4 protein-coding genes and 1 pseudogene are annotated in these 20,777 nt (G+C 43.1%); all 5 read left to right on the top strand.

From position 1 onward, the window contains the following. Nucleotides 1-72 precede the first annotated feature (72 nt). Complete coding sequence (locus ANSO36C_RS35190; RefSeq protein ID WP_410174647.1) at nt 73-11,022, top strand: non-ribosomal peptide synthetase; 10,950 nt, start codon at nt 73-75, stop codon at nt 11,020-11,022. Nucleotides 11,023-11,114: 92 nt separating this feature from the next. Then, complete coding sequence (locus ANSO36C_RS35185; RefSeq protein WP_410174646.1) at nt 11,115-11,297, top strand: hypothetical protein; 183 nt, start codon at nt 11,115-11,117, stop codon at nt 11,295-11,297. Then, entirely contained in the window at nt 11,281-12,261 is a 981-nt protein-coding gene (locus ANSO36C_RS35180; RefSeq protein ID WP_410174645.1) for an AMP-binding protein, read from the top strand. The genes ANSO36C_RS35185 and ANSO36C_RS35180 overlap by 17 nt, the downstream gene beginning before the upstream one ends. 27 nt (nt 12,262-12,288) lie before the next feature. After that, nucleotides 12,289-16,236 (top strand): amino acid adenylation domain-containing protein, encoded by a 3,948-nt coding sequence (locus ANSO36C_RS35175; RefSeq protein WP_410174644.1) that lies wholly within the window; start codon nt 12,289-12,291, stop codon nt 16,234-16,236. Between the two features lie 33 nt (nt 16,237-16,269). After that, a pseudogene (locus ANSO36C_RS35330) lies at nt 16,270-20,698 on the top strand (amino acid adenylation domain-containing protein); the annotation flags it as partial. Nucleotides 20,699-20,777 lie beyond the last annotated feature (79 nt).

Raw genomic sequence — 20,777 nt, 5'->3', positions numbered from 1 at the left:
AGTAGTAAAGACTCTATTCGTGCCTTATTTGTATTTTTATAACCAAGATTATCAGGATTTTAAGGAGTTTTAATGGATAGAATTATAAGAAAAAGTATTCCACTCTCTTCTGGTCAAGAAGCAATGTGGTTTATCTACCAAATTGCTCCAGAGAGCGTTGCTTATAATATATTTATTACTGTAAAAATCAATTCTTATTTAAATATTTCTGCCGTCAATCGTGCATGGGAAAAAATTATTGAACATAATCCTATTCTCAGAACGACATATACAATTTATGAAGGCAAACCTGTACAGCAAATCAACCAACAACATAATTTTAATCTTGAAGTAACAGATGCCAGTAATTGGAGTGAAGATCACTTAAAAGATAAAATATTTGCGATAACTGACCGCCCTTTTAACTTAGAAAAAGATTCAGTTTTGAGAGTTAATTTATTTAATCGTTCAGCAAAAGAACACATTCTCTTGCTAACAATGCACCACATTGCAGGTGATATGTGGTCTTATGATTTACTTATCACTGAATTTCAAGCTTTATATACCAAGGAAATTGAGCAAATTAACCAAGAGGAGACACAAGCTGCCCCAGATTTTTCAACTAACAATAAATCTTATCTAGATTTTGTCAATTGGCAATCAGAAATGCTCTCTAGTTCTAGGGGAGAAAAACAGTGGCAATACTGGGAGCAACAATTAGCTGGTGAGTTGCCAATTTTAAATTTGCTCGCAGATAAACCCCGTCCTATTACCCAGAATTATCAAGGAGCATCACATATTTCCAAGCTAGATAAACAACTAATTGAAAAACTCAAACATCTAGCTTTATCTTCAGGAACTAGCCTTTATCAGATTCTCTTAACAGCATTTTATGTGCTACTTTATCGCTACACCAATCAAACAGATATCCTTATAGGCAGCCCGATGAGAGGTCGGTGGGGTGGAAGTTTTAAAGAGATTGTCGGCTACTTTGTTAACCTGATAGTTTTACGAACTGCTATACAGGAAAACGCCACCTTTACAGAATTTCTGGCTCAAGTTAGCAAGACAGTTAGAGAAGCCCAAAAGCATCAAGATTACCCTTTTTCTCTGTTAGCAGAACAACTCCAGCCACAACGAGATCCCAGTCGTTCTCCTTTATGTCAAGTTAGTTTTACTTGGCAAGCACAACGTTGGTGTGAAGCAATAGAGAATTCATTGCCCAATGGAGAACAAGTGCTTCAGATGGAGCCATACTTGCTTGGACATCAACGAGGTGCAGACTTGGATCTGAATTTAATGGTGATGGAAGCTCAAGGAGTTTTCCAGCTATGCTGGCAATACAATACTGACTTGTTTGATAGCAGCACCATTGAGCGGATGACAGGTCATTTTGTGACGCTGCTAGACGCAATTGTATCTAATCCGATTCAGCCCATTTCCCAACTACCTCTGCTGACAGAAGTTGAGCAGCAGTTACTAGTTGAATGGAACAATATCCAGGCGGATTATCCTCAAGACAAGTGTATCCATCAGTTATTTGAGGAGCAGGTAGAGCTTACCCCAGATGCTATAGCAGTTGTTTTTGAAAATCAACAACTGACTTATCGGCAATTGAATAGTCGCGCCAACCAATTGGCACACTACTTACAAACTCTGGGTGTAAAACCAGATGCACTGGTTGGTATTTGTGTAGAGCGTTCCTTAGAAATGGTGGTGGGAATATTGGGGATTCTCAAGGCGGGTGGGGCTTATGTGCCACTTGATCCTGAGTATCCTGCTGAACGCCTGAGCTTTATGTTAGAAGATGCCCAAGTTCCAGTACTGCTCACACAACAGCAACTCCTAGAAAAGTTGCCTCAGCATCAAGGGCAGGTTGTATGTTTAGATACTGACTGGCAATTTATTTCTCAGTCCAGCCAGGATAATGCGATCACCGAAGGTGGGCGGAACGCCATCGCACTTGTGCAAGTCACTAACTTAGCTTATGTGATTTACACCTCTGGTTCTACAGGCAAACCTAAAGGGGTTATGATCTCACATGGCGCGATCGCCAGTCACTGCTGTATTATTCAACAAACTTACGAACTTGTACAGAGCGATCGCATACTCCAGTTTGCCTCAATCAACTTTGATGCCTCATTAGAACAGATATTTCCTACACTAATAGCTGGCGCAACCTTGGTACTCCGAGGCTCAGATGTATGGACACCAACAAACTTTCAAAAAATAATTTCGGATTTTGGACTCACTGTTGTTAATCTTCCAACAGCCTATTGGCAGCAACTAGCTCAAGAGTCAGCCAAAGCAAAAATATTAGATAATGCAAACAGCCAACTGAGACTCGTGATTGTTGGTGGAGACATAATGTTGCCCGAATATGTAGCTCTTTGGCAACAGAGCTTAATGTCTAGTGTTCGTTTGCTCAACGCCTATGGCCCCACAGAAGCAACCATCACAGCAACCCTATTTGAAATTCCTTCCCAGTTTAGCAAAGACACCAATTTGAAAAAAGTTCCTATTGGTTGCCCTCTGGCTAACAAGAATGTATATATTTTAGACGAGCATTTACAACCTGTTCCCACTGGTGTGCCAGGAGAATTGCACATTGGCGGTGCGACATTAGCACAAGGCTACCTCAACCGTCCTGAGTTGACACAAGAGAAATTCATCCTCAATCCGTTTGAGGAGGCAGGAGGCAGTAGATTATATAAAACTGGGGATTTAGCACGTTATTTAGCCGATGGCAACATCGAATACCTGGGACGAATTGACAATCAAGTTAAAATTCGTGGCTTCCGTATTGAATTGGGCGAAATCGAAACAGTGTTGAGCCAATATCCCTATGTACAAGCATCTTGTGTCATCGCCCGTGAAGATATTCCTGGAAATAAAAGCCTAGTTGCCTACATTGTGTCTCAAAAAGAGCAGACAGTTACAATTAGTGACCTGCGCTGCTTCTTAAAGTCAAAGTTACCAGAGTACATGGTACCTTGGGCAATAGTCATTCTAGAAGCTCTACCGTTTACCCCCAGTGGCAAAGTAGACCGTCGCGCCCTACCCGCACCTGATTTACACAGCCAATTATCGGACAAATATGTAGCCCCACGTAGCCCAAATGAAGAACTACTAGCACAAATTTGGGCGCACGTCCTGAAAGTAGAGCAAGTAGGCATTTATGATAACTTCTTTGAACTAGGGGGACATTCGCTACTAGCAACGCAACTAGTTTCACGCATCCGCAACATCTTCAAAGTGGAACTACCATTGCGTGAGTTATTTGCTGCTCCAACGGTGGCTAAATTGGCGCATTTGATTGGGCAGTTACAGCAACAAAACTCAGAACAGTTTGCACCACCTATTTTACCAAGGGCTGAGAATGCAGAATTAGCACTGTCTTATGCTCAACAGCGTCTGTGGTTTTTAGACCAATTTGAGCCAGACAGTCCCTTCTACAATATGCCTTTAGCTTTGCATTTAGCAGGAACTCTTAATGTTGCTGCCTTAGAACAAAGCTTACAAGAAATAATTATTCGCCACGAAGCCTTACGCACTAATTTCATTACAGTTGATGGAAAGCCTTCACAAATCATTCAAACAGAAAGTAGTTGGACAGTATCTATTGTTGATTTGAAGCATTTATCTACAACTGAACGAGAAATTGCCACCCAGCAATTAGCGCAACAAGAAGCGATTCAACCCTTTAATTTAGCAACACAAGCATTAGTGAGAGCGATATTAGTGATGCAGTCTGAGACAGAACACGTCTTATTACTGTGTATGCATCACATTGTCTCTGATGGCTGGTCAATGGGTGTGTTTGTTCAAGAGTTAGTAGCACTGTACAATGCTTATTCTCAAAGTCATCTGTCACCATTAACGCCACTGCCGATTCAATATGCAGATTTCGCACTGTGGCAAAGACAGTGGTTGCAAGGGGAAGTACTACAAAGCCAATTGACTTATTGGCAAAAACAATTGGCTTCAGCGCCAGCCTTATTGTCGTTACCCACAGACCGACCCAGACCGGCTGTGCAGACTTACAATGGGACACATCAATATTTTGCACTTTCTCTTGAACTAACTAGTAAGCTGACAAAATTGAGCCAAGAGCAAGGGGTAACTTTGTTCATGACGCTGTTGGCAGCTTATGATACCCTGATTTACCGCTACACAGGTACAGAAGACATTTTGGTGGGTTCGCCAATTGCTAACCGCGATCGCAGCGAAATAGAAGGGTTAATTGGCTTTTTTGTCAACACTTTAGTGATGCGGACTGATGTTTCAGGCAATCCCAGTTTTAGCGAATTACTAGATCGTGTCCGCGACATGGCAATGCAGGCATACTCTCATCAAAATTTGCCTTTTGAAATGCTGGTAGAGGTATTGCAGCCAGAACGGGATCTCAGTTATACACCACTATTTCAGGTAATGTTTGTCCTTCAGAATGCGCCCATGTCTCAATTAGAACTGACTGGGTTAACTGTTAGGGAATTGCCAATAAAAGGTATAACTTCAAGGTTTGATTTAACTTTGATCATGCAGAACACTGCCAATGGAATGGTAGGGTTGTGGGAATACAACACTGACTTGTTTGATAGTAGTACCATTGAGCGAATGACGAGTCATTTTGTGACATTGCTTGAAGGTATTATTGCTAACCCAGAACAGCAAATCTCACAATTGGCTCTACTGAGTGAAGTTGAGCAACAGCAGTTATTAGTTGACTGGAACGATACTCAGTCAGATTATCCACTACATAAGTGCATCCATCAGTTGTTTGAAGAAGAGGTGGAACGTACACCCAATGCAGTGGCAGTTGTATATGAAAATCAACAACTTACTTACCAGGAATTAAACAACCGCGCTAACCAGTTAGCGAATCACTTGCGGTCTTTGGGTGTAGGATCTGATGTCCTGGTAGGTCTTTGTGTAGAGCGTTCTTTAGAAATGGTCATCGGACTATTGGGGATTCTGAAAGCGGGTGCTGCTTATGTGCCACTTGACCCAGAGTATCCAACTGAACGTTTGAGCTTTATTTTAGAAGATACTCAAGCTTCAGTATTGCTAACTCAACAGTCACTTATTGACATACTGCCCCCAAATCAAGCAAAGATTGTTTGTTTGGATACTGACGCTGGACTAATTTCTCAGTGCAGTCAAGACAATCTTATCTCTGGTGTACAAGCGCATAACTTAGTTTATATAATTTATACTTCTGGTTCTACAGGTCAACCCAAGGGTATAGCCATGACTCAGCTTGCCCTTTGCAATCATATCTTGTGGCATGGGGAAAATCTGAAAATTGCTCGTGGAGCAAAAACGCTGCAATTTGCTTCGATTAGCTTTGATGTCTCCTTCCAAGAAATCTTCACTACTTGGTGTTCGGGTGGCACATTGTTCTTAATTGGGGAAGAATTACGCCAAGATGCCTCAGCTTTGTTAGGTTTTCTCCAAGAAAAAGCAATTGAGAGAATGTTTCTCGCCTTTGTTGGCTTACAGCAATTAGCTGAGGTTGCTGTAAGTAGTGAATTAGTGAATACTCATTTGCGGGAAATCATTACTTCTGGGGAACAGTTGCAAATTACTCCCGCCATTTCTCAATGGTTTAGTAAACTAACTGATTGTACATTGCACAATCAGTATGGGCCATCAGAGAGTCATTTAGCTACCAGTTTTATTCTGAATAATTCAGTAGAGACTTGGCCGCTACTTCCTTATATTGGTCGTCCTATAGCCAATACACAAATTTACATCCTAGACAAGTTCTTACAGCCTGTACCCATTGGTGTACTAGGAGAATTGTATATAAGTGGTGTACTTTTAGCGCAAGGTTACTTTAACCGTCCTGAGTTAACACAAGAGAAATTCATACCTAACCCGTTTCAAAGAGGCAGATGGGCAGAGGGCGGCGAGCAGAGGAAAGGATCTTCTCCCCTGCTCCCTGCTCCCTGCTCCCCTGCTTCTTCAGAGCGTCTTTATAAAACAGGGGACTTAGGACGCTATTTACCAGACGGGAATATCGAATCTTTAGGACGTATAGACAATCAAGTTAAAATTCGTGGTTTCCGCATCGAGTTGGGCGAAATTGAAGCAGTACTGAGTCAACTTGATGATGTGCAGGCATCTTGTGCGATCGCGCGCGAAGATATTCCTGGTAACAAATATCTAGCCGCTTACGTTGTACCTCAAAAAGAGCAGACACTTACAGTCAGCGTTGTGCGTAGCTTCCTAAAATCAAAGTTACCTGAGTATATGGTTCCAAGTGCAATAGTTATCCTAGAAGCCTTGCCGCTTACCCCCAATGGGAAACTAGATCGCCGCGCCTTACCGGAACCTGATTTACACAGCCAATTATTGGACAAATATGTTGCCCCACGTAACCCGATTGAAGAAATCCTGTCACTAATTTGGGCACACGTCTTAAAAGTAGAGCTTGTGGGGATACATGACAACTTCTTTGAACTTGGGGGACACTCGCTACTAGCAACGCAACTGATCTCTCGCGTGCGTACCAGCTTAAAAGTAGAACTACCATTGCGTAGCTTATTTGCTGCGCCCACAGTTGCCCAATTATCACAACATATTCAGCGATCGCAGCAACAGGATTTAGAATTAACTGCACCACCCATATTACCAAGAGCAAAGAACGCAGAATTACCACTGTCTTACGCTCAACAGCGTTTATGGTTTTTAGACCAGTTAAACCCGAATAGCGCCTTTTACAACTTACTTATAGCTTTGCGTCTAGTCGGAACTCTTAATGTAGCTACTTTAGAACAAAGCTTAATTGAAATTCTTCATCGTCACGAAGCATTACGCACTAACTTTGCGATCGTTGATGGAAAACCTTCTCAAGTTATTCAAACACAAAAGAATTGGACAGTATCAGTAGTTGATTTACAACATCTGCCAACAAGTGAGCAAAAAATAGCTTCACAGCAATTAGCGCAACAACAAACGATTCAGTCCTTTGAATTAGCAACGCAACCATTAGTGAGGGCAACATTAGTAGTCCTTAATGAGACAGAACACTTGTTGTTAGTGTGTATGCACCACATTGTTAGTGATGGCTGGTCAATGAGTGTGTTTGTCCAAGAATTAGCAGCCCTATACAATGCTTATTCTCAAGGTCAAACGTCACCATTAGAGCCATTACCAATTCAGTACGCAGATTTTGCACTGTGGCAGAGACAGTGGTTTCAAGGAGATGTACTGCAAAGTCAATTGAGTTATTGGCAAAAACAACTCAAAGATGCACCAGCTTTATTGTCGCTGCCTACAGACCGACCCAGACCATCTGTGCAGACTTTTGCCGGGGCATACCAACATTTTGCACTTTCTGAAGAACTAACTACTAAGCTGACACAACTTAGTCAGCAACAAGGTTGTACCCTCTTTATGACGCTGTTGGCAGCTTATGATACATTACTTTACCGCTACACAGGTGTAGCAGATATTCTGATTGGATCTCCTATTGCTAACCGGAATCGCGGTGAAATAGAAAGGTTAATTGGCTTTTTTGTCAACACCTTAGTGATGCGGACTGATTTATCAGGCAATCCTAGCTTTAGCGAATTACTCACTCGTGTTCGGGAAATGGCTCTAGGAGCATACTCTCATCAAGACTTGCCCTTTGAAATGTTGGTGGAAGCATTACAGCCAGAACGTAACTTAAGCCATACACCACTGTTTCAGGTAATGTTTGTCCTCCAGAATGTACCCATGTCTCAAGTAGACTTGACTGGGTTAACTGTCAATCCATTGCTAGTAGAAAGTGCAAGTTCTAAGTTTGATTTAACTTTAGCAATGGAAAACACTGCGGCTGGACTGGCGGGAGTGTTGGAGTACAATACCGACTTGTTTGATAGCACTACTATTGAGCGGATGGCGGATCATTTCGTGACATTGCTGGAAGCAATTGTGGCAAATCCCCAAGAGCGAATTTCTCAATTACCAATGCTGACAGCAGTTGAGCAGCAGTTATTAATTGACTGGAATGATACAGGAGTAGATTATCCTTCTGATAAATGTATCCATCAGTTGTTTGAAGAACAGGTAGAGCATACACCGGATGCTGTGGCGGTAGTGTTTGAAGAAAAACAACTCACTTATGCTCAGTTAAATAGTCGTGCGAATCAGTTGGCACACTACTTGCGCTCATTGGGTGTGAAAGACAATACCCTAGTGGGTATTTGCGTAGAGCGTTCTTTAGAAATGGTTGTGGGATTACTTGGAATTCTCAAAGCTGGTGGTGCTTATGTGCCACTTGACCCAGAATATCCAACTGAACGTTTGCACTTTATTCTTCAAGATGCTCAAGTTTCACTACTGCTAACTCAACAGCAACTCATTGAAAAACTACCCCCAAATCAACCAAATCTTGTATGTTTAGATACTGATGCTCAAGTTATTTCTCTCTCCAGCCAAGAGAATCTGATTACTGCTAACAAAGCTCTTAACTTAGCTTATGTGATTTATACTTCTGGTTCGACAGGACAACCGAAGGGAGTATTAGTTACCCATGATGCACTGCTAAATCTCGTATTTTGGCACAACAAAGCTTTTGAAATCACGGCTTTAGATAAAGCCACTCAGGTAGCTTCCACAGCATTTGATGCTGCTGTCTGGGAATTGTGGCCTTACCTAACCGCAGGGGCAAGTATTTATTTAGTTAAACCTGGAATTATTGCATCACCAATAGATTTGCAAGATTGGTTGCAAAGGCAAAATATTACCATCAGTTTTCTGCCAACGCCAGTAGCAGAGCAATTATTGTCTTTGGAATGGAGAGAAAATACAGCTTTGCGAACTCTGCTAACTGGGGGAGATAAACTTCATCGATATCCATCAAGTTTACTTCCTTTCCAAGTTGTGAATAATTATGGCCCAACTGAAAATACTGTTGTTACAACTTCAGGGATAGTAGTTGATGATGGAGTCGTTGATAATATCTCACCATCTATCGGTCGTCCTATTGCTAACACGCAAATATACATTTTAGATGAGTATTTACAACTAGTTCCTGTTGGTGTGCCAGGAGAATTGCATATTGGTGGTGCTTCCTTGGCGCAAGGTTATCTTAACCGAAGCGAGTTAACACAAGAAAAATTTATCCCTAATCCGTTTGAAGAAGTAGAAGGGAGTAAATTATATAAAACTGGAGATTTAGGACGCTATTTACCCGATGGCAACATTGAATACCTGGGACGCATTGACAATCAGGTAAAAATTCGTGGCTTCCGCATTGAATTGGGAGAAATTGAAGCATTACTAAACCAAAATAGTGATGTGCAAGCATCTTGTGTTATTGCTCGTGAAGATATCCCAACAGAGAAGCGCTTAGTTGCCTACGTAGCACCGTATCAGCACTGTACCCTTGCAATTAGCGAACTGCGCCACTACCTGAAAGCAAAACTTCCTCCTTACATGATGCCCCAGGCTTTCGTGATATTGGAGTCAATGCCATTAACTCCCAACGGGAAAGTAGACCGCCGTGCATTACCAGCACCGGATTTACATCATCAACTCAAAGACAAATATGTTGCCCCACGTACCCCCGTTGAAGAACTGTTGGCACAAATTTGGGCAACAGTGCTAAAAATCGAGCAAGTGGGTATTTATGATAACTTCTTTGAACTTGGAGGACACTCGCTACTAGCAACGCAACTGATATCACGTATCCGCTCTAACTTCCAAGTAGAACTACCATTGCGTGAGTTGTTTGCTACAGCAACAGTTGCCGAATTAGCGCAATCGATTCAGGAGTTACAGCAACAAAAATTACAACTTACTGTCCCACCCATCTTACCAAGGTCAAGGAATGCAGAATTACCACTCTCTTATTCTCAAACACGGCTGTGGTTTTTAGATCAGTTTGATCCCAACAGTGCTTTCTATAATATACCCATAGCTTTACGTCTGGTTGGAAGTCTCAAAGTTGCTGCTTTAGAAGAAAGCTTGCAAGAAATTATTCATCGTCACGAAGCCTTACGCACCAATTTCATCACAGTTGATGGAAAACCTTCTCAAATCATTCAAACAGAAACAAATTGGACAGTATCAGTTGTTGACTGGAAGCATTTATCTACAAGTGAGCAACAAATAGCTTCACAGCAATTAGCGCAACAACAAGCGATTCAGCCCTTTGAGTTGGCAACACAGGCATTAGTGAGAGCAACATTAGTAGTGCTGTCCGAGACAGAACACATATTGTTAATGTGTATGCATCATATTGTCAGTGATGGCTGGTCAATGGGTGTTTTTGTCCAAGAACTAGCGGCGCTATATAGTGCTTATTCTCAGGGACAAACCTCTCCTTTAGCGCCACTGCCTATTCAGTACGCAGATTTCGCACTGTGGCAGCGACAATGGTTGCAAGGAGATATCCTGCAAAAGCAATTGAGTTACTGGCAAAAACAATTGGCAGATGCGCCAGCTTTGTTGTCGCTTCCCACTGACCGACCCAGACCTGCTGTACAAACCTTCGCTGGTGCAACTCAACAGTTTGAACTGTCAATTGAACTAACTAGTAAGCTGACAAAATTGAGCCAAGAAACAAGGGGTAACTTTGTTCATGACGCTGTTGGCAGCCTTGATACTTTGCTTTACCGCTATACAGAACAAGAAGATATTTTGGTGGGCACACCGATCGCTAACCGAAATCGTGGTGAAATAGAAGGGTTGATTGGCTTTTTTGTCAATACTTTAGTTTTGCGGACTGATTTATCAGGTAATCCCAGTTTTAACGAATTACTGGGTCGTGTTCGGCAAATGGCAATGGAGGCATACTCTCATCAAGACTTGCCTTTTGAAATGTTGGTGGAAACATTGCAGCCAGAACGTGACCTCAGCCATGCACCACTGTTTCAGGTAGATTTTCTCCTCCAAAATGATCCTTTATCGGAAGTAGAACTAGCTGGGTTAAATATCACTTCTTTGCCAATAGAAAGCGCAACGGCAAAGTTTGATTTGACTTTAGCAAGGGCGAATCGCTCCGACTGGAATGATGGGTGTGTGGGAGTACAACACAGACTTGTTTGATGCCAGCACGATCGCACGCATGGCAGGTCATTTTGTCACACTCCTAGAAAGCAATTGTAGAAAAACCACAACAGCAAATTTCTCAATTGCCAATGTTGACAGCAGTTGAGCAACAGCAGTTATTTGTCCAATGGAATGATACTCAAGCAGATTATCCCCAAGATTTATGTATTCATCAGTTGTTTGAGGAGCAGTGTTTGAGTACAACCCGATGCGAGTCGCAGTCATATTTGAAATCAACAGTTAACTTATCAACAGTTGAATACCCAAGCTAACCAATTGGCGCACTACCTACAATCTCTAGGTGTGGGGCCAGAGGTTTTAGTGGGGATTTATTTAGAGCGATCGCTATCCGTTATCGTTGGATTGTTGGCCGTCCTCAAAGCCGGTGGCGGTTATGTCCCCTTAGACCCTGATTATCCCCAGCAGCGATTAGCTGACATATCCCAAGATTCACAATTATCTGTGCTGATTTCAGAACAGAAATTGCTCAATTCTTTGCCAGTGCAAGGCGTAAAAGTCATTGTCTTAGATGCAGAATCTGGGGTACTGACGAATCAAAGTCAAGAAAATCCGGTGAGTGAAGTAGAGCCAGAAAACTTGGCTTGTATATTGTATACTTCTGGGTCTACGGGCAAACCCAAAGGCGTGATGCTTGCTCACGCGGCTTTAGTTAACCATAGCAGTGCAATTAGTGAAGTATTTGGTTTAACTAACTGCGATCGCGTTTTGCAGTTTGCATCCTTCAGCTTTGATGTGGCTGCTGAAGAAATCTTCCCCACATGGTACAAAGGTGCAACTGTGGTCTTAAGACCCGCGCAAATGTTCCCTGACTTTGCCAGTCTTGCCCAATTTATTGCCCAACAAAAACTGAGTGTCTTAAATATCACCCCAGCATATTGGCATGAATGGGCGGTTGCGGTGTCAAAATCTGATGCAACAGTGCCAGAAAGTCTGCGCTTAGTAGCTGTGGGTGGGGATGCAGTTCTACCGGAAACAGTGACAATCTGGCAGCAATTAGTAGGCGATCGCGTCAATTGTCTAAATGTCTACGGCCCCACTGAAGCATCGGTGACAGCGATCGTCCACGATCTGCTGCATCCCAAATCAGAAAAAACCAATTCTGTATTGATTGGTCGTCCCATTGCCAATACCCAAGCTTACATCCTCGAATCGCCATCTCCAACCAGTACGCAATCGGAGTCAAAGGCGAACTGCATATCGGTGGTGTTTCGTTAAGCAAGAGGTTATCTCAACCTCAAAGAATTGACAGACGAAAAATTTATTCCCAATCCGTTTGAGGATAGCGCAGCGTATACCCTTCGGGATGCTTCGCTTAGAGCGAGTCCGCCAGCGTCGGCAGGAGGCAGGAGATTATATAAAACTGGGGATTTAGCGCGTTATTTACCCGATGGTAATATTGAATGCTTTGGACGCATCGACAATCAGGTAAAAATTCGGGGATTCCGCATTGAGTTGGGAGAAATTGAAGCGGTACTCAACCAACATTCCCATGTGCAGACATCTTGTGTGATTATCCGCGAAGATGCGATCGCCAACGGTGGGCGGAACGCCATCGGGGAGAAGCGCCTAGTCGCTTACGTAGTACCATATCATGAGCAGATTCCCACCATTAGCGAACTGCGTCAGTTCCTCTCTAATCATCTGCCCCTTTACATGGTTCCAAATACTTTCGTGGTGTTGGAGTCCCTACCGCTAACACCAAACCGCAAAGTAGACCGCCGCGCCCTACCAATACCAGATTTATACAGCGAACTCAAAGACAAATATGTAGCTCCACGCACTCCAAATGAAGAAATGCTGGCACAAATTTGGGCGCAAGTTTTGAAAGTAGAGCAAGTAGGCATTCATGATAACTTCTTTGAAATTGGGGGACACTCACTACTAGCAACACAACTGGTTTCACGTATCCGCAACATTTTCAAAGTAGAACTACCTTTGCGGGGCTTGTTTGCAGCAGCAACAGTCGCCCAATTAGCTCATCTGATTGGGGAGTTGCAGCAACAAAACTTAGAAATAATAGTACCGCCCATCTTACCAAGAGCAGAGAATGCAGAATTATCACTGTCTTATGCTCAACAGCGTTTATGGTTTTTAAACCAGTTACAACCCAATAGTGCTTTATATAACATCCCCATAGCTTTGCGTTTAGCAGGAACTCTTAACGTTGTTGCCTTAGAGGAAAGCTTGCAAGAAATAATTCAGCGCCACGAAGCATTACGCACTAACTTCGTTACAGTTGATGGAAAAGCTTCTCAAGTCATTCAAACACAAACGAATTGGACAGTATCAGTAATTGAGTTGCAACATCTGTCAACAAGTGAGCAAGAAAAAGCTTCACGGCAATTAGCGCAACAACAAGCTATTCAATCCTTTGACCTCAGAAGTACATCTCCACTCAGAGCAACATTAGTAGTGCTTAATGAGACAGAACACTTACTATTAGTGTGTATGCATCACATTGTTAGTGATGAGTGGTCAATGGGTGTGTTTGTTCAGGAACTAGCAGCCCTATACAATGCCTATTCTCAAGGTCAAACGTCACCATTAGCGCCATTACCAATTCAGTACGCAGATTTTGCAATTTGGCAAAGACAGTGGTTGCAAGGGGATGTGCTGCAAAGTCAACTGAGTTATTGGCAACAACAACTCAAAGATGCACCAGCTTTATTGTCGCTGCCCACAGACCGACCCAGACCTGCTGTGCAAACCTTCGCTGGCGTATATCAAGAGTTTGCACTTTCTGAGGAACTAACTGGTAAACTGACACAACTTAGTCAGCAACAAGGCATGACTTTGTTTATGACGCTGTTGGCAGCGTTTGATACATTACTTTACCGCTACACAGGACAATCGGATATTTTGGTGGGAACACCAATTGCTAACCGGAATCGTAGTGAAATAGAAGGGTTAATTGGCTTTTTTGTCAACACCTTAGTGATGCGGACTGATTTATCAGGCAATCCTAGCTTTAGCGAATTACTCACTCGTGTTCGGGAAATGGCATTGTCCGCTTATGCTCATCAAGACTTGCCCTTTGAAATGCTGGTGGAAGCATTACAGCCAGAACGCAACTTAAGCCATACACCACTATTTCAGGTAGCGTTTGTGTTTCAGAATGCGCCTGTGTCTCAAGTAGAACTGACTGGGCTAACTATAAGTGATTTACCAACAGAAAATGTCACTGCCAAGTTTGATCTTACCTTGGCGATCGGCAACACTGCGACTGGATTTGCGGGAGTGTTGGAGTACAATACCGACTTGTTTGATAGCAGCACTATTGAGCGGATGGCGGATCATTTTGTGACATTGCTGGAAGCAATTGTGGCAAATCCCCAAGAGCGAATTTCTCAATTGCCAATGCTGACAGCAGTTGAGCAGCAACAGTTATTAATTGACTGGAATGATACTCAAGCAGATTATCCCCAAGATAAATGTATCCATCAGTTGTTTGAAGAACAGGTAGAGCATACACCGGATGCTGTAGCAGTTGTATTTGAAGAAAAACAACTTACTTATGCCCAGTTAAATAGTCGTGCGAATCAGTTGGCACACTACTTGCGAGCTTTGGGTGTAGGAGCCGATGAGTTAGTAGGTATTTGTGTCGAGCGTTCTTTAGAAATGGTTGTAGGACTGTTGGGCATTCTCAAAGCTGGTGGTGCTTATGTGCCACTTGACCCAGAATATCCAACTGAACGTTTGCACTTTATTTTTCAAGATGCTCAAGTTTCAGTACTGCTAACTCAGCAGCAACTCGTTGAAAAACTACCCCCAAATCTAGGGTTGATTGTATGTTTAGATACTGATGCTCAAGTTATTTCTCTCTCCAGCCAAGAGAATCTGATTACTGCTAACAAAGCTCTTAACTTAGCTTATGTGATTTATACTTCTGGTTCGACAGGACAACCGAAGGGAGTATTAGTTACCCATGATGCACTGCTAAATCTCGTATTTTGGCACAACAAAGCTTTTGAAATCACGGCTTTAGATAAAGCCACTCAGGTAGCTTCCACAGCATTTGATGCTGCTGTCTGGGAATTGTGGCCTTACCTCACCGCAGGGGCAAGTATTTATTTAGTTAAACCTGGAATCATTGCATCACCAGTCGATTTGCAAGATTGGTTGCAAAGCCAAAATATTACCATCAGTTTTCTGCCAACGCCAATAGCAGAGCAATTATTATCTCTGGAATGGAGAGAAAATACAGCTTTGCGAACTCTGCTAACTGGGGGAGATAAACTTCATCGATATCCATCAAATTTACTTCCTTTCCAGGTTGTGAATAATTATGGCCCAACTGAAAATACTGTTGTTACAACTTCAGGGATAGTAGTTTGTGATGGAGTCGTTGATAATATCTCGCCATCTATTGGTCGTCCCATTGCCAATACGCAAATCTACATTTTAGATGAGTATTTGCAACCAGTTCCCGTTGGTGTGCCAGGAGAATTGCATATTGGTGGTGCTTCCTTAGCGCAAGGTTATCTTAACCGAAGCGAGTTAACACAAGAGAAATTCATTCCTAATCCTTTTACCGATGAACCACATTCCCGTCTCTATAAAACTGGAGATTTAGCACGCTACTTAAGTGATGGAAATATTGAATTTCTCGGTCGGATCGACAATCAGATAAAAATTCGTGGCTTCCGCATTGAGTTGGGAGAAATTGAAGCTGCAATATCTCAGCTACCTGAAGTCCGGGAAGCAGTAGTCGTTGCACGGGAAGACCAACTGAATAACAAACGCTTGGTAGCTTATGTTGTACCGCAACAAGAAAATTGCAATGTAAAAAATAATCACTCCGATAATTTAGCTCAATCTTTAAGAGCTAATCTTAAGAAACTCTTGCCCAGCTACATGATCCCTTCCAGCTTTGTGCTGCTAGAGAACCTGCCTTTAACACCAAATGGCAAGATAGACCACCGTGCGCTGCCAACACATGAGCTAACTCTTCTAAATGAAGCTGATTATGTCATGCCAAATACAGAAGCAGAAAAAATCATTGCTGGTATTTGGCAAAAAGCACTGCAAGTAGAAAAGGTAGGTATTCACGATAATTTCTTTGAAATTGGAGGACATTCCCTGATAGCTACTCAGGTAATTTCTCGATTGCAAGAAGCTTTTGGAACTTCGTTACCATTACGCTATATCTTTGAGTCACCAACAGTTGCCCAGTTAGTGAGGCGATTTTAGGTGAACTGGAAACTGGTTTAAGGTTGGCCGTTCCTGCGATCGCTACGCCCGCCGCAGGCATCGCACCCGCTTTCTAAAAACGCAGACATACCGCTATCTTGGGCGCAAGAGCGTTTTGTGGTTTGTGAATCAGTTGGAAGGTGAAAGCAGTGCGTACACAATAGATTTCACCTTGCGTTTAATAGGGAATTTGAATGTCAAAGCTTTAGAACAAGCCTTTGCAGAGATAGTACAGCGCCATGAAGTTCTACGGACTCATTTTGAGATCAAAAATAATCAGCCAGTACAGGTAATAGATCCCAATATGACGATCGCGTTACCAGTGGTCGATCTCCAGAATTTACCAGACCCTTGGAAACAAGTGGAGCATCTAGCAACAGCAGAAGCCTGCAAACCATTCGATTTAGCTAATGGCCCTGTGCTGCGAGTCAAGATGTGGCAAGTTGCAACTGATGAGCATATATTGCTATTCGCAATCCACCATATTGCTGCTGATGGTTGGTCGATGGGTATTTTGATCGGTGAACTGTCAGCCTATTACCGAGCCTTTTCAACGGGTAGTTCTGTTGAGTTACCAAAGTTACCCATCCAGTATGCCGACTTCGCTGTATGGCAGCGCCAATGGTTCACGAATCAGGTATTAGAGCGTCAGTTAAACTACTGGAAGCAACATTTAACGGGAGCGCCACCTTTATTAGAATTACCCACAGACCGCCCCCGCCCAGCCATACAGACTTTTCGAGGCGGTACAGAGCAACTTCAACTAGATGCCTTGCTAACGCAGCAGTTGAAAAAGCTATCTCAAGAGTCTAGAAGCACGCTGTTTATGACGCTGCTGGCTGGTTTTGTCGTTTTAATGTCTCGCTACAGTGGACAAACAGATTTGGTCGTAGGTTCACCGATCGCAAATCGCAACCGCACAGAGATAGAAGGGTTAATTGGCTTTTTTGTCAATAGTCTGGCACTGAGATTTGATTTATCTCAAGAACCGACCTTTGAAGGATTACTAGCGCAGGTGCGACAAGTTACCCAAAATGCCTACGATCATCAGGATTTACCCTTTGAGATGTTAGTGGAAGAGTTGCAACTTGAGCGAAACCTCGATCGCAACCCGTTAACGCAGGTGGTGTTTGCCCTCCAAAATGCTCCCACCTCACCGTGGGATCTGCCTGATGTCAAAGTTGAAGGGATGCCTTCGGGACTTGATTCAGTTCGGCTTGACTTAGAAGTTTACTTATGGGATGCACCAGAAGGGCTTGGGGGCTTTTGCTCTTACAACCGGGATTTATTTGATGCGGCAACAATTACCCGCATGATGCAACATTTCAAGACTTTGCTTGCGGCAATTGTTGATAATCCACACCAGCCAGTGTCATTACTGCCATTGCTCATTGAACAGGAACGTCATCAATTATTAGTGGAGTGGAATGATACTCAAGTAGACTATCCGCAGAATCAGTGTATTCATCAGTTATTTGAGTCACAAGTAGAGCGGACACCTGATGCCGTGGCGGTGGTATTTGAAAATCAACAATTCACCTACCACGAGTTGAATTGTCGTGCTAACCAGTTGGCGCAATACTTACGGTCTGTGGGTGTGGGAGCAGATGTACTAGTTGGGTTGTGTGTGGAGCGATCGCTATTAATGGCGATCGGGCTTTTGGCAATTCTCAAGGCGGGTGGTGCTTACGTGCCCCTTGACCCGGAATATCCTACTGAGCGTCTGAGCTTTATGCTAGAAGATGCTCAAGTTTGGGTACTGCTAACCCAACAGCACCTTTCTGATAAACTACCAAAAAATCAAGCCAACACAGTCTTTTTAGACGAAATCTGGTCAAAAATTGCCCAAAATAGCCAAGAAAACTTTTCTAATGGGGTGACGGCTTCTCAATCTAGCGAATGTGATTTACACTAGCGGTTCCACAGGTAAACCGAAAGGGGTGATGGTTGAACATAGCGGATTATGCAACCTAGCTCAAGCTCAAATTCAGACTTTTGGCGTGGATTCTGATAGTCGCGTTCTCCAGTTTGCCTCCTTCAGTTTTGATGCTTGCATCTCAGAAATCTTGATGAGTTGGTCATCAGGGGCAACTCTTTACCTGGGAACAAAAGACTCTCTCATGCCGGGTACGCCATTAATTGAACGATTACGCGATTATGATATTACCCATGTCACCCTACCACCATCAGCATTAGCAGTTCTACCACAAGAAGAACTTCCCGCACTGCAAACAATAATTGTCGCCGGAGAAGCTTGTGCTGCTGAACTCATCAAACAATGGTCTATTGGGAGAAACTTCTTTAATGCTTACGGGCCAACAGAAGCTAGTGTCTGTGCCACAGTTGCGAAATGTACTCTTGAAGATGAGAAAGTTACTATTGGTCGTCCAATTGCCAACAAACAAATCTATATCTTAGACTCGCACTTACAGCCAGTGCCTATTGGTGTACCAGGAGAATTGCACATTGGTGGTGTCGGGTTAGCAAGAGGCTAATCTCAACCGTCTGCAATTGACACAAGAGAAATTTATCAACAATCCCTTTAGCAATGAGCCAGATTCTCAACTTTACAAAACTGGGGACTTGGCGCGTTATTTACCAGATGGCAACATTGAATACCTGGGACGCATCGATAATCAAGTCAAGGTGCGTGGCTTCCGTATCGAACTGGGTGAAATTGAAGCAGTTTTAAGCCAACATCCCTTAGTACAAGAAGGTGTCGTCGTCGCCATTGATAATACTGGTGATAAACAGTTAGCGGCTTACTTAGTTCCTGCACTCAAAAACAAAGTATTACCCCAACAGGTTGCTCAATGGCAGAGTGAGTACGTTACTGACTGGCAAATGCTGTATGAACAAGCATACAGTCAACCTCAAGTATCCACAGATGATCCCACATTCAATATCAGTGGTTGGAATAGTAGTTACACAAAAGAAGCAATTCCTGCTCAAGAAATGCAGGAGTGGGTTGAGAGTACAGTAGATCGAATTCTATCTCTATCACCGCAGCGAGTATTAGAAATTGGTTGTGGTACAGGGTTGCTGCTATCTCGCGTTGCTCCCAACTGCCTTGAGTATTGGGGATGTGATTATTCTAGCGCCGCAATAGCGCACGTTGAGCAAATTTGTAAAACGGTGTCAGGTTTAGATAATGTGCGGCTACTACACCAAATGGCGGATAACTTTACAAGTATCCCCAAAGGAGAATTCGATACTGTAGTTATTAACTCAGTAGTGCAGTATTTCCCCAGTGTGGAGTATTTATTGCAGGTACTTGAGGGAGCGATATCTACGATGGGCTACGCCAACGCAACAATTGGCCAAAAGGGAACTCTATTCGTGGGGGATGTTCGTAGCTTGCCTTTGCTCGAACCATACCATGCAGCCGTACAGTTGTCCCGATCTCCTGAAGATAGAACTGTTGAGCAATGGCAGCAGCAGGTACATCAGAGTGTCGCCGCCGAAGAAGAATTGGTCATTGATCCGAGGTTTTTCATTGCCCTGCAAACACGTTTTCCGCAAATTACTTGGGTGGAAATTGTGCCCAAACGCGCTAACAGTCAAAATGAATTAACTCAATTCCGCTATGATGTCACCCTGCATATCGGTACTGATGTCCAAACAAAAGTAGTTCCTTGGTTAAATTGGCAACTAAACAAGCTCTCATTGGCACAAATTCAAAATCAACTGCACAAAGAACAACCAGAACTTTTAGGAATTAGGGGCGTTCCTAATCAACGGGTGCAGCAAGCATTACAGATTTGGCAATGGTTGGAAAATTCCCCTGCTGTCGAAACAGTCGGGCAAATGCGGCAGTTGCTAGCAAAACAGCCAGAAGTTGGGATCAATCCTGAAGAATTTTACCAGTTAGGGCAGTATTTGGGTTATACAGTCCATCTGAGTTGGTGGGGGAGTAGCCAAGATGGTGCATTCGATGTGGTATTTTGCCGCAATCAAGAACAAAAAGCGATGACCTGCGGCGGGCTTTGCCTACGCGTTTTGGGATAATTCAACCATTACTACCAAACCCTGGACTGACTACACTAACAATCCCCTATACGGCAAGTTAGTCCAAAAGCTAGTGCCACAAGTGCGGGAATTTATCCAACAAAAGTTACCCAATTACATGGTTCCGCAAGCTTTTGTCCTCCTCAATACCCTACCTTTAACACCTAATGGTAAGGTGGATCGTCGCGCCCTACCTGCACCAGATACAGCTACTAGAAATCTTGCCACTGGCTTTGTTTCACCTCGCACACCAATTGAAGCTCAACTGGTACAAATCTGGAGTGAAGTCTTGGGAACCGAACGCATTGGCATCAATGACAACTTCTTTGAACTTGGCGGACATTCTCTACTAGCAACCCAAGTAATATCTCGTTTACGTAATATTTTCTCAGTGGAATTGTCCTTACAAAATTTCCTTGAGTACCCAACAGTAGCTAACTTAGCCCAAATCATTGAAGTAGTTTCCATAGCACAAGATGGTCAACTATCCATTACAAAAACACAAGAAGATTACGAAGAAGGAGAATTATGAA

The sequence above is a fragment of the Nostoc cf. commune SO-36 genome (assembly GCF_023734775.1).
In the GTDB taxonomy this organism is placed as follows: Bacteria; Cyanobacteriota; Cyanobacteriia; order Cyanobacteriales; family Nostocaceae; genus Nostoc; species Nostoc commune_A.
This window is presented reverse-complemented; position numbering and strand designations above follow the sequence as displayed.

Excerpts from the sequence above, each read along its gene's own strand:
- ANSO36C_RS35190 (WP_410174647.1), top strand. The coding sequence starts at position 73 with ATGGATAGAATTATAAGAAAAAGTATTCCACTCTCTTCTGGTCAAGAA.
- ANSO36C_RS35185 (WP_410174646.1), top strand. The coding sequence starts at position 11,115 with ATGTTGACAGCAGTTGAGCAACAGCAGTTATTTGTCCAATGGAATGAT.